At 28.7% G+C, this 19,166-nt stretch carries 21 protein-coding genes; 8 read left to right on the top strand and 13 right to left on the bottom strand.

Annotated elements, in window-relative coordinates; genetic code table 11:
- The 4 genes from HOH73_00985 to HOH73_01000 all read right to left on the bottom strand — a co-directional run.
- Window positions 1–1,422, bottom strand: a 1,422-nt coding sequence (locus HOH73_00985; protein ID MBT5827441.1) for an LPS-assembly protein LptD, incomplete at its 3' end; no start/stop codon positions are given.
- Window positions 1,419–2,054, bottom strand: a complete 636-nt coding sequence (gene lipB, locus HOH73_00990; protein MBT5827442.1) for a lipoyl(octanoyl) transferase LipB — start codon at window positions 2,052–2,054, stop codon at window positions 1,419–1,421. The genes HOH73_00985 and lipB, both read right to left, overlap by 4 nt.
- Window positions 2,054–3,139: a DUF2155 domain-containing protein gene (locus HOH73_00995; protein ID MBT5827443.1), complete on the bottom strand. Its 1,086-nt coding sequence runs from the start codon at window positions 3,137–3,139 to the stop codon at window positions 2,054–2,056. Before HOH73_00995 ends, lipB begins: the two co-directional genes overlap by 1 nt.
- Window positions 3,140–3,150: 11 nt before the next feature.
- Window positions 3,151–3,477 (bottom strand): NADH:ubiquinone oxidoreductase subunit NDUFA12, encoded by a 327-nt coding sequence (locus tag HOH73_01000; GenBank protein MBT5827444.1) that lies wholly within the window; start codon window positions 3,475–3,477, stop codon window positions 3,151–3,153.
- 48 nt (window positions 3,478–3,525) lie between these two features.
- Between HOH73_01000 and uvrB the strand changes: the two genes are divergently transcribed.
- Entirely contained in the window at window positions 3,526–5,520 is a 1,995-nt protein-coding gene (gene uvrB, locus HOH73_01005; protein MBT5827445.1) for an excinuclease ABC subunit UvrB, read from the top strand.
- Here the strand turns inward: uvrB and HOH73_01010 are convergent.
- Both HOH73_01010 and HOH73_01015 read right to left on the bottom strand, forming a co-directional pair.
- Window positions 5,506–5,979: an RNA pyrophosphohydrolase gene (locus HOH73_01010; GenBank protein ID MBT5827446.1), complete on the bottom strand. Its 474-nt coding sequence runs from the start codon at window positions 5,977–5,979 to the stop codon at window positions 5,506–5,508. The genes uvrB and HOH73_01010 overlap by 15 nt on opposite strands.
- Entirely contained in the window at window positions 5,969–6,148 is a 180-nt protein-coding gene (locus HOH73_01015) for a hypothetical protein (protein MBT5827447.1), read from the bottom strand. Before HOH73_01015 ends, HOH73_01010 begins: the two co-directional genes overlap by 11 nt.
- Window positions 6,149–6,190: 42 nt before the next feature.
- Here HOH73_01015 and trmB point away from each other — a divergent pair, with 42 nt between their 5' ends.
- Complete coding sequence (gene trmB / locus HOH73_01020; protein ID MBT5827448.1) at window positions 6,191–6,874, top strand: tRNA (guanosine(46)-N7)-methyltransferase TrmB; 684 nt, start codon at window positions 6,191–6,193, stop codon at window positions 6,872–6,874.
- Here the strand turns inward: trmB and murJ are convergent.
- Window positions 6,861–8,405, bottom strand: coding sequence for a murein biosynthesis integral membrane protein MurJ (gene murJ / locus HOH73_01025; GenBank protein MBT5827449.1), 1,545 nt, complete (start codon window positions 8,403–8,405; stop codon window positions 6,861–6,863). The genes trmB and murJ overlap by 14 nt on opposite strands.
- A 67-nt stretch (window positions 8,406–8,472) precedes the next feature.
- Here murJ and HOH73_01030 point away from each other — a divergent pair, with 67 nt between their 5' ends.
- Entirely contained in the window at window positions 8,473–8,931 is a 459-nt protein-coding gene (locus HOH73_01030; GenBank protein ID MBT5827450.1) for a peroxiredoxin, read from the top strand.
- A 250-nt stretch (window positions 8,932–9,181) separates the two neighbouring features.
- On the opposite strand, the gene HOH73_01035 is transcribed toward HOH73_01030, so the two are convergent.
- From HOH73_01035 to HOH73_01055, 5 genes are all read right to left on the bottom strand, one after another.
- Window positions 9,182–9,538: a helix-turn-helix transcriptional regulator gene (locus HOH73_01035; GenBank protein MBT5827451.1), complete on the bottom strand. Its 357-nt coding sequence runs from the start codon at window positions 9,536–9,538 to the stop codon at window positions 9,182–9,184.
- Window positions 9,539–9,636: 98 nt separating this feature from the next.
- Complete coding sequence (gene pstA, locus HOH73_01040) at window positions 9,637–10,926, bottom strand: phosphate ABC transporter permease PstA (protein MBT5827452.1); 1,290 nt, start codon at window positions 10,924–10,926, stop codon at window positions 9,637–9,639.
- Entirely contained in the window at window positions 10,919–12,109 is a 1,191-nt protein-coding gene (gene pstC, locus HOH73_01045) for a phosphate ABC transporter permease subunit PstC (GenBank protein ID MBT5827453.1), read from the bottom strand. The genes pstA and pstC overlap by 8 nt, the downstream gene beginning before the upstream one ends.
- A gap of 41 nt (window positions 12,110–12,150) precedes the next feature.
- Entirely contained in the window at window positions 12,151–12,822 is a 672-nt protein-coding gene (locus tag HOH73_01050; GenBank protein ID MBT5827454.1) for an rRNA pseudouridine synthase, read from the bottom strand.
- Complete coding sequence (locus HOH73_01055; protein ID MBT5827455.1) at window positions 12,809–13,519, bottom strand: gamma-glutamyl-gamma-aminobutyrate hydrolase family protein; 711 nt, start codon at window positions 13,517–13,519, stop codon at window positions 12,809–12,811. The genes HOH73_01050 and HOH73_01055 overlap by 14 nt, the downstream gene beginning before the upstream one ends.
- 63 nt (window positions 13,520–13,582) lie before the next feature.
- Between HOH73_01055 and hemC the strand changes: the two genes are divergently transcribed.
- From hemC to serS, 5 genes are read left to right on the top strand one after another with little or no spacing between them, the layout of a single operon-like run.
- Window positions 13,583–14,527 (top strand): hydroxymethylbilane synthase, encoded by a 945-nt coding sequence (gene hemC, locus HOH73_01060; GenBank protein ID MBT5827456.1) that lies wholly within the window; start codon window positions 13,583–13,585, stop codon window positions 14,525–14,527.
- Window positions 14,520–15,197 (top strand): hypothetical protein, encoded by a 678-nt coding sequence (locus tag HOH73_01065; GenBank protein MBT5827457.1) that lies wholly within the window; start codon window positions 14,520–14,522, stop codon window positions 15,195–15,197. Before hemC ends, HOH73_01065 begins: the two co-directional genes overlap by 8 nt.
- Window positions 15,179–15,490 carry a hypothetical protein gene (locus HOH73_01070; GenBank protein MBT5827458.1) on the top strand — a complete coding sequence of 104 codons (312 nt, stop codon included), beginning with the start codon at window positions 15,179–15,181 and terminating at the stop codon, window positions 15,488–15,490. The genes HOH73_01065 and HOH73_01070 overlap by 19 nt, the downstream gene beginning before the upstream one ends.
- Complete coding sequence (tatC, locus tag HOH73_01075; GenBank protein MBT5827459.1) at window positions 15,477–16,199, top strand: twin-arginine translocase subunit TatC; 723 nt, start codon at window positions 15,477–15,479, stop codon at window positions 16,197–16,199. Before HOH73_01070 ends, tatC begins: the two co-directional genes overlap by 14 nt.
- Before the next feature lie 2 nt (window positions 16,200–16,201).
- Complete coding sequence (serS, locus tag HOH73_01080) at window positions 16,202–17,464, top strand: serine--tRNA ligase (GenBank protein ID MBT5827460.1); 1,263 nt, start codon at window positions 16,202–16,204, stop codon at window positions 17,462–17,464.
- Here serS and HOH73_01085 read toward each other — a convergent pair.
- On the bottom strand, window positions 17,454–19,109 hold the full coding sequence (locus tag HOH73_01085) for a ComEC/Rec2 family competence protein (protein MBT5827461.1): 1,656 nt from the start codon (window positions 19,107–19,109) through the stop codon (window positions 17,454–17,456). The two genes, serS and HOH73_01085, sit on opposite strands and share 11 nt — an antisense overlap.
- Between the last annotated feature and the right edge of the window lie 57 nt (window positions 19,110–19,166).

The following is a 19,166-nucleotide window of genomic DNA, read 5'->3' on the forward strand; positions in this document are numbered from 1 at the left end:
CGACACAATAAAATTTACATTAGGGGTTATAAGAAATTTATTGGTCTTGCTTTGTGCCATCAAGGGATATTTGGAATTTAAGATTAGTGTGACATTGCTATCAATATGAGAAGAGCTCTTATTCTGCTCATCATTGTAATAAAACCTAGCTTCTGGTTTTATGCCATAATTTAACAGCAAGCCATTTTTGGTTATGTGATCTTGTTTAAAATAAGCGGAATATTTGAAATTCTGTCTATCAACTACATTACTAGCATTATAATTATAGAAATTTAATTTATGTTCTAAATTCACCTTATTTTTTAATATATAAGATTTTATATAAGATATTTCTGGTAAATTATATTGTGAATCTGCCTTAATATTTGTCGAGTTAAATTCATTAAATTTGGTTGTACTTAAATAGAATTCTTGCTTGTCAGTTATGTTATTTAGATTGATGTTAGATTTATAAAGATTTAGATAGTTGCTTTGGTAACGCTCTAAATATGCTTTATCTGAGGTCTCAAAAATATTAGCCTCTAAATTATAATTGTTGCTAAGCCTTAAGTTATTAGTAAATTTTAGTAACCATTTATTATTATGATTATCATTAGAGCTTATAGCTCTGTCTTTTAAATAGGAAGCAAGGTCTTTATTTTCTTTTACATAATTAAACTGTAATTTGCTTTGAGAGTTTTCGGTTAAATAACGAAATTCAGCTTCATGGTGGATATTATCATGACTAGTCATAATAGTTGGTCTGTAAGTTAAATCATAATTTGGAGCTATATTGTAAAAATAAGGAATGGTAACTAAATATCCTAAATTCGAGTTTTTATTTATGGAAGGAGTTAGGAAGCCACTTTGTTTTTTAATATTTGGTGCAGGATATGAAAATAGCGGACTATAAAGGATAGGAATATTATATAATTTAAAAAAAGCATGCTTAAATTTTATGTTTGTTTCATTTTGATCATATTCTATATTTTTCGCAGAAACTTGCCAAATTGGTGTGATAAGTTTTCCATTTTTGCAAATTCTACAATTAGTGAATCTGGCATTATTTGCGTTTATTTTAGTAAAATTCTTTTTTATGTGTTTAGCTGAAATATAACTATTTTGATTGGTGATTACCACGGCATTTTTTGCTTTTAATTTGCTAAAGTCACTAAGGCTTGTAAGATCATCAGCATAAAGGCTGTAATTTAGAGTTTTGTTGTTATATATTACATTATTACTGGCAGCATAGCTATTTTTATTCTTATTATATTTAAGAATATTGGCTTTGAGATTATGTTCCAAATAATTTATTTTTATATTATCTTTAGCAATTATAGTGCCATTAGGATTTAAAGTTAGTTCATCAGCTTCAATATTCATATTTGCGGCAAATATAATGCTGGATTTTAGCAAAATAGTTAGAACAAAAATTCTTATCATGAGAATATCTTTTGGAATTCCTCTTTAAGTATAAAATCAAAATCTTGTTTAGTAATATCTTTATTTAGATTTTTTATAGAGGTTACAGAGAAGTTATCATCACTAATTCCGCAGGGGATAATGGATTTAAATTTGTTTAAATCAGGGTCGTAATTTATAGCAACGCCATGATATGTGACCCATTTTCTCACCCTCACACCTATTGCGGCAATTTTATATTGTTTGTTTTTGTTAGAGCTATCTGTTACCCAAATACCTATTTTACCTTCTATAGTATGAGCTTTTATATTTACTTGTTCTAGTGAGTTTATAACCCATTTTTCTAGATTTTTAATATATTGTCTTATATCGCATAGATTTCTGGATTTTAAATTCAGCATTGCGTAAATAATTCGCATATTCGGTCCGTGATAGGTTATTTGCCCACCGCGCCCTGTGTTGATTAAAGCTATATTTTTGTCTAGTAAATCGCTCTGCTTAGCGCTAACTCCTGCTGTGTAAATATCAGGATGCTCTAGAAACCAGATTTCTTCCTGCGTATTATTATGGTAAATATCTTGCACTTTAGCATCCATATATTCAAGGGCTTCTGCATAAGATATTAAATTGTTACTAAATTTCCATTTTATCATTAGATAGTATTTGTAACACAATTTAAAATTTTAATATCATAAATTGGATGTTCCAGAGAATTTAATGAAGGGCTAGATGAAAACATCCAACCATTAAATATGGTTTTGCTAATTTCATCATGCTCAATTATTTCTGATAATAATAAATTCTCAGGTAAATTTTGGGGAGCAGATTTTAGACATGACTTAGTGATAATTTCTATAGTCTTGAATTTTATTTTACTACCAATTTTATTTTCAAATAAATAAGTAAAGCCGTCAATCTTATTTAAAATTTGAATATATGCATAATTAGCTTCTATATGGTTTTTGTTTTTAGCAAAACTAATTTTATTATCATTATTGTCATCAATGTTGGAAGATAATTTGTAAATATATGGTTTTCCTGCTTGTTTAAAGAAATTTTCAAAATATTTATTTGCCTCTTTAGCTTTTTCTAATAGACCCAATTTTTTATATATTAATGTTAAATTATAATAACTTTCTGCTAAGGGGGCAAAATCTTGTTGCTTTTCATGCTGTAAAATAGCTAATTCAAGATATGTTTTTGCAAAAGATAAATCCGAAGAAAAATATAAATAGCTTAACTTAGTATATAATATACCCAGATATTGTTCTACATTATTGCTTAAAGAAATATTAATGGCTTCATAATAATATTTAGCAGACTCAACTTTTTGTGCTAAGTTAAATTTTATATTTCCTAATTTTAATAAAGAAAAAACATTAACATCATGAATTTGTTTTATGGTGGCATATTCTGAAATTTCTAAAAGTAAAAGCTCAGCAGCCTCTATATTATTTTCATCATATAAAATTTGACTTCTTTGGATTAAATTACTGAGGTTTGCTTCATTGATTTTAGAACTTTTTTCTAAATTTAGCTGAAGGTTTATGATATTGGTGTTATCGATTGGGCTTACTATGCTAGTTTTTGCATCAAGATTATCTTGCTTAGATTTTTCATTTTTATTGCTAAGGTCACTTTCCTTTAGCTTGTTTTCTGGTTTAGAAAGTTCTTCAGCTTTAAGATTAAAACTTATTATAAGGATAAATATGATTGTTATTAGGGTTTTATTTAGCATATGAGCTAACTTTATGGCTTCCAAGCTTGGTATTTCTCCTTAATTTTAGTTGTTTTGGCTGGGTTATTTAATTTTGAGGTTCCAGTGAAATTAGGCTGATGGTTTTTTTGCCAAGAGAAATTTTCTTTTTTATTATCTTTAGGTAAATCATTAGAAGTAAAGTGAAGCCATCTATGCCATAATGCTGGAATTTTAGTTGCTTCAACCACTCCTTTATATACAACCCACCTCTTTTCTTTTTTTCCTTTGAAGCGAGTTTGGTAATATGAGTTGCCAGATTGGTCATTACCCACAAATTTGCCAAAAAAGAAAGTGTAAATGATAGTTGCAATATGCATGATAAAATAATATAATGTTAAAGCTTTTTTAATTGATTTTCTCCGATAATGCAAGAAAAACCCTTTTCCCTCAAATCAAACTATAAACCAGCTGGAGATCAAATTAAAGCAATAGCAGATTTGGAGCAAGCATTAAAAAAAAATGAAAAAAACCAAGTGTTGTTAGGTGTTACAGGTTCAGGTAAAACCTTTACCATGGCTAATTTAATCGCCAACTCTAATAGACCTAGCTTGATTCTAGCCCATAATAAAACATTAGCAGCCCAATTATATGGGGAGATGAAAGAGTTTTTCCCTGATAATTCAGTGGAATATTTTGTTTCATATTATGATTATTATCAGCCAGAAGCTTATATTCCAAGAAGTGACACTTATATAGAAAAAGACGCTTCTATAAATGAGCAGATTGAAATGCTGAGAAATTCAGCAACTAGAGCGTTATTAGAAAGGCAAGATGTTATAGTGGTGGCATCAGTTTCATGTATTTATGGTTTAGGTTCGCCGGAACATTATGCCGCAATGACCTTCAAATTAGAAGTTGGTGTAAAAATAAAATTAAATGATTTAGCGCGAAATTTAATCAAGCTGCAATATGAAAGAAATGATTTAAATTTTATTAGAGGGAAATTTAGAATAAGAGGGGACTCTTTAGATATTTATCCTGTTCATCTAGAATCTACGGCATGGAGAATTAGTTTTTTTGGTGATGAAATAGAAGAGATCTTTGAAATAGACCCACTAACAGGTGCAAAAAAAACTAGAATCAATAATTGTGTTATTTTTGCAAGTAACCATTATGTAACTAAAGAGGATATACTCAAAAACGCTATCACAGAAATAAGAAAAGAGCTAGAATTAAGGGTGGAATATTTTAAAAACCAAGGCCAATTCTTAGAAGCAGAAAGACTAAAACAGAAAACTAACTTTGACCTGGAAATGATAGAAATCACGGGTACATGTAAAGGTATTGAGAATTATTCCCGTTATTTATCCGGGAGGAAAAATGGTGAATCTCCTCCAACCTTATTTGAATATTTGCCTAAAAATGCTTTGTTATTTGTTGATGAAAGTCATGTAACAGTGCCACAAATAGGAGCTATGTATAATGGTGATCGCTCAAGAAAATCTAATTTAGTAGGGCATGGTTTTAGATTGCCATCAGCTTTAGATAATAGGCCCCTCAAATTTGAAGAGTGGGAAAAATACCGCCCTAACACTATTTTTGTTTCTGCTACTCCTGGAAAGTTTGAAATGGAAAAAGTTCAGGAAAATTATGTAAGACAAATAATTAGACCAACAGGATTGATCGATCCTGAATGTTTTGTCAGACCGGTTGGTAACCAAGTTGACGATGTAATTGATGAGATACAAGCAACTATTAAAAAAGGTTTAAGAATTTTAGTTACCACTTTAACAAAGAAAATGTCTGAGAATTTAACTGAATATTTAAATGATATTAACATAAAAGTGGAATATTTGCATTCCGATGTTAAGACTTTAAGAAGGGTTGAGATTATTGAAGAGTTACGCTCTGGTAAAATAGATGTAATAGTTGGTGTAAATTTACTTAGAGAAGGATTAGATATACCTGAATGTGGTTTAGTAGCTATTTTAGATGCTGATAAGGAAGGATTTTTAAGATCAGAAACATCATTGATTCAAACTATAGGTAGAGCAGCAAGAAATAGTGAAGCTAAAGTTTTATTATATGCAGATAAAATGACAAAATCTTTAACCGCCGCTATAAATGAAACAAATAGAAGAAGAGAAATCCAAGTTGCTCATAACAAAAAGTATAATATTACGCCAAAAACCATAATCAAAGATATATCAGAAACCTTAAAGAATTTAGTTGGTTTTAAAATAGAAGATGAGACAGATGATATAGATAAGATTAATTCATCCTCGCCTAAGAAGATTCAACAAAAAATAGATAAGATGCGTAAAGATATGTTGAAATTAGCTAGTAATCTTGAATTTGAGCAAGCAGCCAAAATGCGTGATGAGATTGAAAAGTTGGAAAAGTTATTATTGATAAATTAGCTTTTCAGGCCATTTGTTGAAAATTTCCTGATAAATATTTAATTTAAAATCAACAATATTTTTTAGAATAAAATCGGTTTTATACCAGCCCCAATCAGAAAATTCAGCTATTTTGGTTTTAATATTAATTTCACTATCATCGCCAATAAATTCAAGTAAATACCATTGCTGTTTTTGTCCAATATATTGGCCATTCCAAAAGTTTTTTACTAAATCTTTGGGCAAATCATAATAAAGCCAATTATCAATTTTATCGATGACTTTAAAAGAAGTAATATTAGTTTCTTCATATAATTCTCGAGCCATAGCATCGTTAGCCATTTCGCCCTCATCAATTCCTCCTTGGGGTAACTGCCAGGAATTTTTAAATTGATCTAACCTTTTTCCAGCCCAAAAGCCATGATTTTTTTTATATATTAATATTCCAACACATGGTCTGTATAATTCGCTATTTATCATTTATATTTTCTCTAATCTTATTAAATGGAATGGTAACTATATGTCCTTCCTTCATAGCTTGTACTCTTCTTAACTCTTTTTTATCTATAAATTCACTACTTAAATAAGTTAGTAAAAAGATAGATAGGAGTAAAAATATAATTAGGTTAATATTAATTTTTAATTTCATAAAATCACTATATAATAGTTACAAAGTAAATTGTTAATGTAAGTGACACAAGAAAAAAAAATACTTTCTTTTGTAAGAAGAAAAGGAAAAAAGCTTAGTAAAGCAAAATTAGATTTAATTAATGATCTTTTGCCAAACATAGAAATAAAAGATTTATGTACTAGTGAAATCTTAACTAAACTAATAAAGCAGAAGGAAGCTAAGATTAATTTAGAAATAGGCTATGGTAATGGAGAACATTTAGCTATGCAAGGAAGGCTAAGGCCGGAAGAGTTATTTATAGGCTGTGAACCATATTTAAAAGGTACAGTAAATTTATTATCTCAAATAAAAACTAATAACCTAGAAAATATCTATATCTATCAAGATGATGCTATTGAATTACTTAATAAATTACCTAATAACTTTTTAAATAAAATATATATATTATTTCCTGATCCTTGGCCTAAAACTAAACATCAAAAAAGAAGAATTATTAATAATTACAATTTAAAGATTATAGGAGATAAGCTTAAGCCAAACGGTCTTTTAAGAATAGCAACCGACCATAGTGAATATGCTAGCTGGATTATAGCTAAAATGATTAATCAGCCAGTTTTTACTTGGGAAATAAAAAATATTAATGATTGGCATAAGGAGCCATGTGATTGGACTCAAACCAAATATCAAGAAAAAGCGCTAGCCGGAAAGAAATATTACTTCTTTAATTTTACTAAGCTTGGTTAGAAGTTTTAACTAAATCCTTTAAGACAAATATTTTTGTTAATAAGGCCAGAAATAAATAAATTAAACCAGAGCTAGAAATTATTATAGTTAGGTAAAATATTTTCTTGCTAAAATCGAACCGAATGAAGTCAGCTATATATTGCTTAGCAATTAAAATTAGCAAAATTAGACAAATAGAGTTTAGCAGAATTTTTAGTAAAATTGAGAAATTGAATTTTTTAAAAGAGTTATAGTCTTTTTTAATTATTAAGATTAATAAAAATAATACATTTAGCCATGAGCTAATGACAGTAGCAATAGCAATTCCTAGGAAAGAATAAAATTTTATTAAGATTAAATTTAAACTTATATTTAAGAGTAAAATGAAAAAAGATATTTTAATCGGAGTTTTCATATTTCTTCTTGCATAAAACTCCGTCATAAGAATCTTTATTAATATGAAAGCAGGTATAGCAATACTATATATTTGAATTAAATTTGCGGTTGCATATGCTGTAACTTCATTAAATTCTCCTCTGGTAAATAAAGTAAAAACTATTTCTTCACATAGTAAAAACAAACCAATCATTGCAGGAAGCGCAAAGAATAAACCTATATTAATGGCTTTATTCATAATATTTTGTGCTTCTCTAAAATTATTTTTTTTAATTTCCTGACTCATGGTTGGCAACATTGCAGTAGATAAAGCGATACCAAGCAATGATAGAGGTAGTTGAATTAAGCGATCACTATAATATAAATAAGATACTGCATTAGGGATTAAAGTAGCAATAATAGTATCTGCCATGCTATTTAACTGAATTATTGATGCTGCTAAAATGGCGGGTAGTAAAATAAATAGAAATTTCTTACTTTCTTTTTTTAGGCTTGGATCAAATTTAGGAAGTAATTTAATGTTTTTTCTTAATGCAATTAAATATATTGATATTACTTGAATTACACCAGTTAAAAGTAAGCCATATGCAATAGAGTAAGCATGGTTATAAGTTAAATCGTAAAAAATATATAAAGATATAATTAACATAAAATTATAGATAATTGGCATAATACTGCCTGGAATAAAAATTTTATAGGAGTTGAGTACTCCATTTATTAGGCTAACTATTGAAATAAAAATAATATATGGAAAGGTAACTCTACATAAATCGATGGTTTGTTGAAACTTTTCTGGTACGTCACTAAAACCAGGTGCAAATACCATTAAGATATTGGGCATAAAAACTTCAAATATTATAATTAAGCAAGTTAATATAATAATAAAAAAGAAGAATATATGGTTAGCAAATTTATTAGCTTCACTAAAATTTTGTCCTACCATAATTTTTGCGTAAGTTGGCACAAAACTTTGACTAAATGCTCCTTCTGCAAAAGTTCTTCTAAAAAAGTTAGGGATTTTTAGAGCTATAAACAAAATGTCAGATACTGGTCCTGCACCTAATTTATAAGCGATTATTATGTCACGAATAAAACCGGTTATCCTAGAAATTAGGGTAAAAAAGGAGATGTTAAATGCAGCTTTAAAAACACTCATTGCGAATCAATATTTATGTGCTAATACTAGAGACTAAATAGTAATTGTTAACTTTTAAATAAATAAAATGACAGAATTAAAAATAGGAGACAAAGTAACAAATATAGAAGTGAAAACAGATGGCGATAAGCTTTTTAAATTAGAGGCATTAAATGGCAAAAATTGCGTTATATATTTTTATCCAAAAGATGATACCCCCGGCTGTACAATAGAAGCTCAAGATTTTTCTAGCTTTTATACTGACTTTAAAGATAAAAACACCGAAATTATAGGTATTTCAAAAGATAGCATCGAAAAACATGATAAATTCAAAGCTAAATACGATCTTACTATTACACTAGGCTCAGATGAAGATCTAGAAATTTGTAAGAAGTTTGGAGTATGGGTAGAAAAATCAATGTATGGTAAGAAATATATGGGTGTAGATAGGGCAACTTTCTTGCTAGATTCACAAGGCAAAATATTAAATATCTGGCGTAAAGTTAAAGTAAAAGGACATGTACAAGAAGTTCTGGAAGCTATTTAAATATTTATAAAAGCTCCTAAATATATTTAAAACTTGGAGCATACTTTAATAATTAATCCCTGCTTACAGTCGTGAGATATAAAATTGAAGCCTAGAAATTATTTAGTAGGTATATTTTGGAATTGGGAGTGTGCTCAAAGAATAGTTATGTAACAAAAACTTGTAATTGAATATTTCTAACAACAAATCTAATAGTTTGATAGATAGTTTTAAAGTTATTTAACTATTTGCTATAATTATAGATAAAGAATTAATTTTCTTCATCTATAACAGAATCAATAAGCATCATGATTCTTTTTTTAACTTTAGGATTTTTAATTGATTTAAAAGATTTTACTAAATCTACAGACTGTTTATCATCTGTAATTTCTTCGCGCTCATTAACAATATCATTGTAACCGTCAAAGAAGAAACTTACATTAGTATCTAATATTTGAGCTATCTGATATAGCTTACTAGCACTAACTCTGTTTTCACCTTTCTCATATTTTTGAATTTGCTGAAAAGTTAAGTCAACTTTACCACCCAAGTCAGATTGAGTAAGGCCAATCATTTTTCTTTTAAATCTAATTCGTTTTCCAACGTGTAAATCTATAGGATGAAACATATTTTTATTCATTATTTTCTCTATTGTAACATAAATTATAACTTATTCAAAGCATTTTTAAACTTTAGATTGAAAAAGGCAATAACTAATTAGAGAAATTACCACTTTCTTGAAAATTTATTTCTAAGCCAGATAGCAATGGAGTTAAAAGCAACTAGGAATAGTAATAATAACAATATGGTTGCTGAGGTTTTTTCCACAAAACCTATTTCGGGATTGTTAGACCATAAATATATCTGTACCGGTAGAACTGTGGTTGGATCACTAAAACTTTCAGGTTTATCGATTATAAATGCTATCATACCAATCATAATTAATGGAGCGGTTTCACCTAATGCCCTTGACACAGCAAGTATGGTTCCAGTTAAAATTCCAGGTAAGGCTAAAGGTAAAGTGTGATGTAAAGCGACTTGCATAGGAGACGCTCCTAAGCCTAATGCTGCATGTTTTATAGTAGATGGTATAGCTTTTATGCTATTGCGAGTTGCAATTACAATAGTTGGTAAAACCATTAAGGACAGAGTTAAACCTCCAATCAAGGCTGATGATCTTGGCACATGTAATAAGTTTATAAAAACAGATAAACCAAGCAGACCAAAAATTATTGAAGGAATGGCTGCCAAATTATTAATATTAATTTCAATAAAATCAGCAAATTTATTTTTCACTGCAAATTCTTCTAAATATAAAGCAAGCAATACACCAAGTGGAAATGAGGATAATAAAAAGATAATCATCGTAAGAATACTTCCCGTCAGTGAAGTTGCGATGCCTGCAAGTTCTGCCTCTGTAGAATCTCCGTTTGTAAAAATGGAGAAACTAATAACCTTTTTTATAGCATTATTATTTAAGAAATAATTATCTAGAATCTTTTTATAAAGAGGGAGTATATTTTCTGTGTTTTTTTTATAAAATTGGTCAATTTTGGAAGATGTTTTAAGCCATATGTTGATATTTTTTCCAATTTTATCTGGATTATTTATAACATATTTTTTGAGATCATTGTATGAATCCTTAGAAAAGAAATGTAAAATTTTTAATTTTGCTCTACGCGATTCATTAGATTCGGAAAAATATAAATCAATGTTGTGAATTAATAATTGACGATACGCAAAATTTTCTAAATATGCTGGATTATCTTCCTTGATAATTTCTTTATCTAAATAAATGGGCATTTTAACATAAGTAGCTGAAAATGCTCCACTTGCTTTAAATGAGATATTTACAATAAGAGATGCTAAGAAGCAGATAGAAAGCAAAATAGCAAAAAAACCAATAAATTGAAAGACAGATTCTTTTTTATGTCTATTAGCTAATGCCTTTCTATATTTCGCAGTTTTAGCAAATTCAGCAATATTTGTGTGTTTAAATTTTGTGGTTTTACTCATATTGCTCACGATATTTCTTCACAATGATTAAAGCTATTAAGTTAAGAATTAAAGTAATAACAAATAAAGTGATGCCTAGTGCAAATGCAGCTAGAGTTTTATTACTATCAAACTCCTGATCACCAATTAATAAAGTAACAATTTGTGCTGTGGCTGTAGTAACAGAATCTAAGGGGTTGAAAGACATTTTGGCGTTTAAACCTGCTGCCATTGTTACAATCATTGTTTCCCCTATGGCTCTTGATATTGCAAGTAAAATTGCTCCAGCTATACCCGGTAAAGCTGCTGGAATAATTACTTTTTTTATCATTTCTGATTTTGTTGAGCCAAGGCCAAGAGAGGCATTTTTGAGTGATTCTGGCACAGCATTCATCACATCATCTGACAATGACAAAACAAAGGGAATAATCATAATACCCATGACAATACCAGCGGCTAGAGCACTTTCAGCTTCTATGGAAATGCCAAGTTTTGCTAGTACCAATCTCAGAAAAGGGGCTACTGTAAAAGCTGCAAAATATCCATAAACTACAGTAGGCACACCAGCTAAAATTTCCAAAATAGGTTTGGCAATAGCTCTAAACCTTGCGCTTGCATATTCGGTTAAATATATAGCTGAGTAAATACCAAATGGTACAGCAATAATAATAGCAATAGTTGTAATTAATAATGTGCCTAAAAACACAGGTATAGCACCAAAATTACCAGCGCCAGCACTTCCCTCTAAAGCAGATTGAGGGCTCCATTTGGTACCAAATAGAAAGCTTGAAAGAGGTATCTCGCTAAAAAACCTTATAGCTTCAACTAGAATTGAAATAATGATCAGAAAAGTTATGGCTATTGAAATGTAAGAGGTGACTCTTAGGATAAGTAAAAAAGATTTTTCAAAATGCTTACGCGCATTAAATTGAAATGTTATATATTTTTGCACTGAAAAATTAAGTATAACCGTGAATATCAAGGATATTAAAGTAAATAATTCAATGGATAATTTATTTTGTTTAGATAAAGCTATTATCAATAATACAGCTCCAATCATAAACCATATTACCGAGCAATAACCATAGTAATTTGGCGTAGAAGCTAAATTGTTTTGGTTGAGAATCTTTTTCTGCAAAAAACCTTTTTTGGTAAACAAAAAACTTGCTGTAGAAAATAGAATTAAAGCAAGAAAATAAATCATATCATATTAACTTAATTTAATTCTCTTTTAGTCTAACAGTTTTAAATGTCTAGCTCTTTAATTTGGCCTGGTGCTAAATTTCCTAACTTAAATTTTCCAAAGGAAATTCTAATTAATCTACTGACTGGATGGTCAAAATAAGAGAAGATATTTCTAATCTCACGATTCTTACCTTCACTTAATGAAGTTTCTAACCAGGAGTTTGTCGCAATTTGGGTGATTTTAAGCTTTTGTTTCTGATATTTAATTCCATCTATAGTAACCCCTGCTTCTATTTGCTTTTTATCACTATCTAATAATTTACCAAAAATTCTTACTTTATAAGTTCGTAAGATTTTATTTTTAGGTAATTCGTAATAACGCTTTAATTCACCGTCATTTGTCAGCAATAATAGACCTTCACTATTATAATCTAAGCGGCCAATAGGAGAGTAATTTTCCAGTTCTTTCGGTAATAAATCATAAATAATAGTCCTACCTTCTGGATCAAATTTTGTGGTTAAGCAGTTTTTTGGTTTATGGAAGGCATATAAGCTAGCTTTTTTTATAGTAAGGATTTTTTGGTTATATTCCACCTTATCAGTTTCTGACACTTGATAAGATAAGTCTGTTGAAACTTGGCCATTTATAATAATTAAGCCTTCTTTTATTAATTCATCTGCAGCTCTCCTCGAGCAAATACCGGCCCTTGCAATATATTTATTTAGTCGCATTAACAAACTCTTTAAAAATATTATGGTCAAGTTGACTAATTAGATATTCTGGGTGCCACTGAACTCCAAGCATAAAATTATAGTTGCTATGCTCAATAGCTTCAATAACAGAATCAGATGAGATACCAGATGCAATGATGTTTTTTGGTAAATTTTTAACCGCCTGGTGATGAGAGCTATTCACCCCAATAACTTTTTTATCTTCTGCTAATTTATATAGCAAACTTCCCGCTTTTATGTTAATTGTATGTGCGGGGTTGTCATATGGTTTTACTTCATGCTCTAGAGCATTTTCTATTTCATCTGGAATATGCTGTATTAAATCTCCTCCTAATATCACATTTAATAATTGCATGCCACCGCAAATACCTAGAATAGGTTTGTTTAGTGATATAGCCTCTTTAGTTAAATTCCATTCAAATGATGTTCTACTCTCTTTTAAGCTGGTTTTATTATGTATATCTCCATTACCGTATAAGGATGGCGATATATCAAAATTTCCTCCCGTAATTAAAAGACCATCTATGAGACTTAAATAATTGCTGATTTCACTATTTTCAAAAGGTAACAAAATAGGGGTTCCACCATATAGTTGCACAGCTCTGATATAGTTTTCTCTTAAGGCATAATATGGTAATGCGGAATATTTCTGGTCGTTCTCATGGTCTAGGGTAATACCAATTACTGGTTTTTTCATAATATGTCTTGTATAAATTAGTTATTTATTATTATAATATCTAATACTTAATTTCTAGTTTTAATGCATTCTAATTATAATTTACCAATAAAAATTGGCACTAGAGCAAGTGAATTAGCAATTGCTCAAGCAAATCAAGTAAAAAAATCAATATTAGAATATAATGATTTTATTTCAGAAAAAGATATTCAAATCATAAAGATTAATACATCAGGTGACAAGTTTTTAAATGCAAATTTAAGCTTAATCGGAGGTAAAGGCTTGTTTACTAAGGAGATAGACGAAATGCTAATAAAGCAAGATATTGATTTAGCAGTTCACTCTATGAAAGATTTACCTGCCAAATTGCCAGAGGAATTACAGGTTTCAGCAGTTTTGGAACGAGAGGAAGCAACTGATGCTTTTATTTCACATAAATATATGAATTTACTTCATTTACCACAAGGCTCAATTATTGGTACATCATCAATACGCAGAAAGTCAATTCTATTGAATCATCGTCCTGACCTAAAAATAGTAAGTTTTAGGGGTAACATAAATACCAGATTAAGAAAGTTAAAGGAACAAAATATAGACGGTATAATATTAGCAACAGCAGGGCTTAAAAGAGTAGGTATACCGTCAGTTATTACTAAAAAAATATCTAGTGACATAATGACACCCGCAATAGGTCAGGGAGCAATAGGAGTGGTAACCACTAGAGAAAATAAAGCCATTAAAAATGTATTAACAAAATTGAATCATCAAGAAACAGAGTTTTGTGTTAATTTAGAGCGTAAATTTATGGCTGAATTAGATGGTAGCTGTAGAACTCCAATTGCATGTTTCGCAAAATTTTTTGGTCATGAAATACAAATAAAGTCATGTATTATACATCCTGACGGTAGTAAAAAAATAGATGATAATATTATGGTTGAGACTAGCGACGCTGAATCAGAAATAGATAGAATTGTAGAGAGATTTAAAATAGAAGGAGCCGATATAATTAAATTTATACAAAATGGCTAGAGTTGTTTTAATTACCAGAAACGAAAAATTTGCAGTCAGAACAAAGCAAGATTTATTGAAAAGTAATATCAAATCAGCATTATTGCCCATATTTCAAGTCGAAAATTTCCAGCTGAATGTGGAAGAATTTAAAAATAGAACTTTGCTAATTACCAGCAGAAATGCTCTAAATTCGCTCACTATAAAAAAATTAAAAGAAATTAATAAAAAAAACAGATTTTTGTTGGTAGGGGAGTCTTTTTATTTTTACCTTAAAGAGCAGGGAGTTTTAAATGTTGAATATTTTACCAATAGCAAGGAGTTATTAACACACATAACCAAAGAAGAATCTACATATCATTATTTGCGAGGCGAATTGGTAAATTTAGATTTTAAACAATATGTAGAAAATATTACAGAACAAATTTCATATAATATTAATTATTTTCCAATAGGTAAGAATCAGTTAGAAGATTTTATAGTTAAATATAAAATTACCGATTTAATATTTTTTTCACAGGAAAATGCTAAATATTTTATCGCAAACATAGAGAAAAAAATATTAAAAGAGTTAAATATATTTTGTTTAAGTGCTAGAATAGCTGAAGTTTTTACTGCTTTTAGTAAAAATGTTATATATCCTGAAACTCCAACCTATAATAACTTACTTAAATGTTTGGTATCTCATTAATTGAACTTTTTATAATTGTAATTTTAGCAATAATAATAATAAAACCAAAAGAATATCCTTATGTTATTTCTAAAATTAGAAATCTATATCAGCAGTTAAGGAAGTCATATTCATTGGCTATAAAAGAAATAAATCAAATGAAAAATCAAATTGTCACTTTAGATGAAACCAATAAGCTAAAATCTGATATTGAAAATTTAGATCATGATATCAAAAAAGTAATAGGTGATGATGGCAAATTATATGATGCCTATGATATTAATGATTTGTTAGATAAAAATGAAAAAAACTAACTTCCTAGCACATCTCATAGAGCTTAGATCTAGATTAATATATCTTGCTGTATTTTTTTTAATTAATTTTGTTTTTTGTTATGTTTTTGCCGAATATTTATATAGCTTTTTGTTAAAGCCATTAGAATCAATATTAACTTTTGATGGACAACAAAGAAGAATCATTTACACGGGTCTGGCTGAAGCTTTTACAACTTATGTTAAAATGTCTTTTTTTGTTAGCTTCTTAATTTTATTTCCTTATTTAAATTGGCATATACATCGCTTTATTGCTCCGGCCTTATATAAAAAAGAAAAAAAGATTTTTACCTTAATTTTAATATTAGCGCCTTTATTATTTTACTTAGGTTGCTTTTTTGCATATCATATTATATTTCCATTAGCATGGAAATTTTTTATAGGTTTTGAGAACTTAAATACTATAGTTCCCATAGTTATGGAGGCAAAAATAAATGAATATTTGGCTTTAAGTCAAAGAATTATAATTGCCTTTGGTATAGTGTTTCAACTACCAGTTATTTTAATTTTTTTACTAAAAGCTAAAATTGTAACGGCTAAAACTCTTGCAAAAAAAAGAAAATACATAATAGTAATATTTTTTACTATTGCGGCAATGATAACCCCACCTGATGTTATTTCTCAGCTTGGCGTTGCATTACCAATGATTTTATTATTTGAATTAACCCTTTTATTTAGCAGAAAAATTTAATCATGCATGACCTTAATTTTATCAGAGAGAACCCACAGGAATTTGATCTAGCATTAGAACGCAGAAATCTTAAACCTAAAGCCAATGAAATTTTAGCTTTAGATCACAAAATTAGAAGTTTTAAAGGCGAATTACAAGAGCTGCAGCAGCAGAAAAATAAAATAGCTAAAGAAATAGGTGTGCTAAAAAGTAAAGGTGAGGAGGCGCAACATTTATTTAAAGAGGCTGATAAAGTAAAAAAAAGAATTTTTGAATTAGAAAATAATAGTGAAATAGAGTATAAGTTAAATGATATTTTACTTTCACTTCCCAATATTTTAGCAAATGATGTAGAAGAGGGCGAAAGTGAAGATGATAATATAGAATTGAAGAAATTTGGTAAAATAAAACAATTTCATTTCACCCCAAAACAACATTTTGAGTTGGGTGAAAATTTAGGTATGATGGATTTTGAGCAAGCTGCAATTATTAGTGGCTCAAGATTTGTCATTTTAAAAAATGATTTAGCTAAATTAGAAAGAATATTAGCTACTTTTATGTTAGATTTATTAACTGAAGAATATAATTTACAAGAAATTATGCCACCTTTGTTAGTGAATGAAAAAGCTATGATAGGTACTGGTCAACTACCTAAATTTGCAGAAGATGCATTTGTGACAACAGATGGAAAATGGCTTATTTCAACTGCTGAAATCGCACTTGCTAATTTAGTGCAAAATAAAATTCTTAATGAAAAAGATTTGCCCCTTAGATTTTGTGCATATACACCATGTTTTAGAAGTGAAGCAGGTTCGGCAGGAAAGGATAGCAGGGGTATGATAAGGTTGCATCAGTTTAACAAAGTGGAAATGGTTTCTATTACTAACCAACAAAGCTCAAATAATGAACATGAGCATATGTTGATGATAGCAGAAGAAATATTAAAGCGCTTAAAGCTACCATATAGAGTTGTTAAATTATGTAGTAAGGACACAGGTTTTGGTGCAAAGAAAACTTACGATATTGAAGTTTGGTTGCCAGGGCAAAATTGTTATAGAGAAATCTCAAGTGCTTCAAATTGTGGAGATTTTCAAGCAAGAAGAATGAAAGCAAGATATAAGGATGAAGATAAAAATATTAAGTTTGTACATAGTTTGAATGCTTCAGCGTTAGCAGTTGGTAGAACCTTAGTTGCTTTAATTGAAAATTATCAAAATGAAGATGGTTCAATTAATATTCCAGAAATTTTACAACCTTATTTTAAAGGTCAAACCATTATAAAGTAAATTTAATATTATTTTTTTCTAAATGAATTTTGATATGTCCTAATTTATTTAAATCATATTTATTAAAAGTTAATTTATTAGGACATATTTTACCTGAAGTATAATTAATAACTAAATCTGATTTTTCGCATAATTGTAAAAATTTATCATTAGCTAGAGCATAATTTACAATAGTAACTAATTTGTTATTTTTCGAAATAACACAATATTGTTTATTACAGTTAAGTTCACTATTATTATAATCTTTTAAGTTAAATTTTTGCAATTTATTAAATTTTTTATCTAAATATTTTTGTTGATAAATATTTAAGTTGCGCTCACTAATTAAATGACTGTTTTTATATTTTAATATAAAAATTTTATTAATAGATGTAACAATTAGATCTGCCTTATAATAGTTAAAATAAGGAATTATATAAGCGGTGAGATAAAAGATAAGAGCAACGCAATATGCTCTTTTATTTCCAGATAGCAAAATAATTAATAATGCAATTAGAAGCAATAATAATGAATATTCATTAATTTTAATATTGGCTGGCGTCAATATAGCAAATTCACTGAAATATTTAATTAAATCAGCGAATAACTGTAAAATATAATCTAATAATTTGAAGCTAAGATTAGCTAGGCCAAAAAAACTTAATAACAAACAAATAAAAGCAGCTGGCATTATAATTATAGAAGTTATGGGCATTACCATAATATTTACTAGAGGTGCAATAATACTTGCTATGCCAAAATGAAAAATTACTAATGGAGTGGTGATTATAGTTGCTATAAAAGAAGAGTAGCATAGCTTTTTAAAATATGAATGTGCTGAAAAACTATTAAAATATATAGATAAGCATAATGCGGCAGCAAAGGACATTTGAAAACCAGCTTTAAATAAATTGTTAGGCTCAATTAACAGCAGAAATAAGGCAGAAGTTAAGATAATATTAGTTATAGCTGGTTTAAAATCATGTAATGTGCCAATAACATAAATCATAACAAATAAAAATGCTCTTTGCGCTGAAATTGGAAAGCCAGAAATAATTAGAAATAATAAAGCACATAATAAGCTGAAAAAAGCTGATATTTTTCTTATATCATATTTTAGCATTAAAAATATTGACAAGCTGAGAATTTTTTTGCTTAGAAAATAACTAAACATAGCAATACCACCAATATGCAGACCAGAGATAGCGAGTAAATGAGAAGTACCAGTTTTAAAGAAGCTAGACTTAATGTCTTTGGTTAGATCATTCTTATAGCCCGCAAGTAATGCTGGTGCTAAAGGATTATTAGAATGTTTTTTTATATGTGTTATGATAAATTCTCTTAAAATGTTACCATGCTTTTTACTCTCAATATATTCATAATTTATCACCTTACCCATTGCTAAGCAATTATCTAGCTTTGATAAGCAAAGTTTTGGTTTTAAATAATATGTAGCATTTATTCTATCCCCTCTCGCAAAAGAGCTCGTTACATTTGTAAGTAGTATTTTATTATCTTCAGTATCTCTAGCTAAATACGCTTTACTATATTTATGCAAAATAATGAAGTTGGAGTTAGTTTTCTGATAGCTATGTTGTGCTTTGTTTTGCTTATTTAACTGAGTAATAATAAAGATAGATAAACAAAATATGGAAAATAACTTCATAAACTACTAATAAAGTAATCATTTATTACACCAAGTGGTAAAATATGCTATAAAAAT

Source organism: Alphaproteobacteria bacterium (assembly GCA_018667735.1).
GTDB lineage: Bacteria > Pseudomonadota > Alphaproteobacteria > Rickettsiales > JABIRX01 > JABIRX01.

Bases quoted from the DNA above. Each gene is read 5' to 3' on its own strand.
- HOH73_01000 (MBT5827444.1), bottom strand. From the start codon at position 3,477: ATGCATATTGCAACTATCATTTACACTTTCTTTTTTGGCAAATTTGTG.
- hemC (MBT5827456.1), top strand. From the start codon at position 13,583: ATGCATTCTAATTATAATTTACCAATAAAAATTGGCACTAGAGCAAGT.
- pstC (MBT5827453.1), bottom strand. From the start codon at position 12,109: ATGATTTATTTTCTTGCTTTAATTCTATTTTCTACAGCAAGTTTTTTG.
- HOH73_01065 (MBT5827457.1), top strand. From the start codon at position 14,520: ATGGCTAGAGTTGTTTTAATTACCAGAAACGAAAAATTTGCAGTCAGA.
- murJ (MBT5827449.1), bottom strand. From the start codon at position 8,405: ATGAGTGTTTTTAAAGCTGCATTTAACATCTCCTTTTTTACCCTAATT.
- uvrB (MBT5827445.1), top strand. From the start codon at position 3,526: ATGCAAGAAAAACCCTTTTCCCTCAAATCAAACTATAAACCAGCTGGA.
- HOH73_01030 (MBT5827450.1), top strand. From the start codon at position 8,473: ATGACAGAATTAAAAATAGGAGACAAAGTAACAAATATAGAAGTGAAA.
- tatC (MBT5827459.1), top strand. From the start codon at position 15,477: ATGAAAAAAACTAACTTCCTAGCACATCTCATAGAGCTTAGATCTAGA.
- HOH73_01015 (MBT5827447.1), bottom strand. From the start codon at position 6,148: ATGAAATTAAAAATTAATATTAACCTAATTATATTTTTACTCCTATCT.
- HOH73_01070 (MBT5827458.1), top strand. From the start codon at position 15,179: ATGTTTGGTATCTCATTAATTGAACTTTTTATAATTGTAATTTTAGCA.
- HOH73_01085 (MBT5827461.1), bottom strand. From the start codon at position 19,109: ATGAAGTTATTTTCCATATTTTGTTTATCTATCTTTATTATTACTCAG.
- HOH73_01035 (MBT5827451.1), bottom strand. From the start codon at position 9,538: ATGTTTCATCCTATAGATTTACACGTTGGAAAACGAATTAGATTTAAA.
- pstA (MBT5827452.1), bottom strand. From the start codon at position 10,926: ATGAGTAAAACCACAAAATTTAAACACACAAATATTGCTGAATTTGCT.
- lipB (MBT5827442.1), bottom strand. From the start codon at position 2,054: ATGATAAAATGGAAATTTAGTAACAATTTAATATCTTATGCAGAAGCC.
- serS (MBT5827460.1), top strand. From the start codon at position 16,202: ATGCATGACCTTAATTTTATCAGAGAGAACCCACAGGAATTTGATCTA.
- HOH73_01055 (MBT5827455.1), bottom strand. From the start codon at position 13,519: ATGAAAAAACCAGTAATTGGTATTACCCTAGACCATGAGAACGACCAG.
- HOH73_01010 (MBT5827446.1), bottom strand. From the start codon at position 5,979: ATGATAAATAGCGAATTATACAGACCATGTGTTGGAATATTAATATAT.
- HOH73_01050 (MBT5827454.1), bottom strand. From the start codon at position 12,822: ATGCGACTAAATAAATATATTGCAAGGGCCGGTATTTGCTCGAGGAGA.
- HOH73_00995 (MBT5827443.1), bottom strand. From the start codon at position 3,139: ATGCTAAATAAAACCCTAATAACAATCATATTTATCCTTATAATAAGT.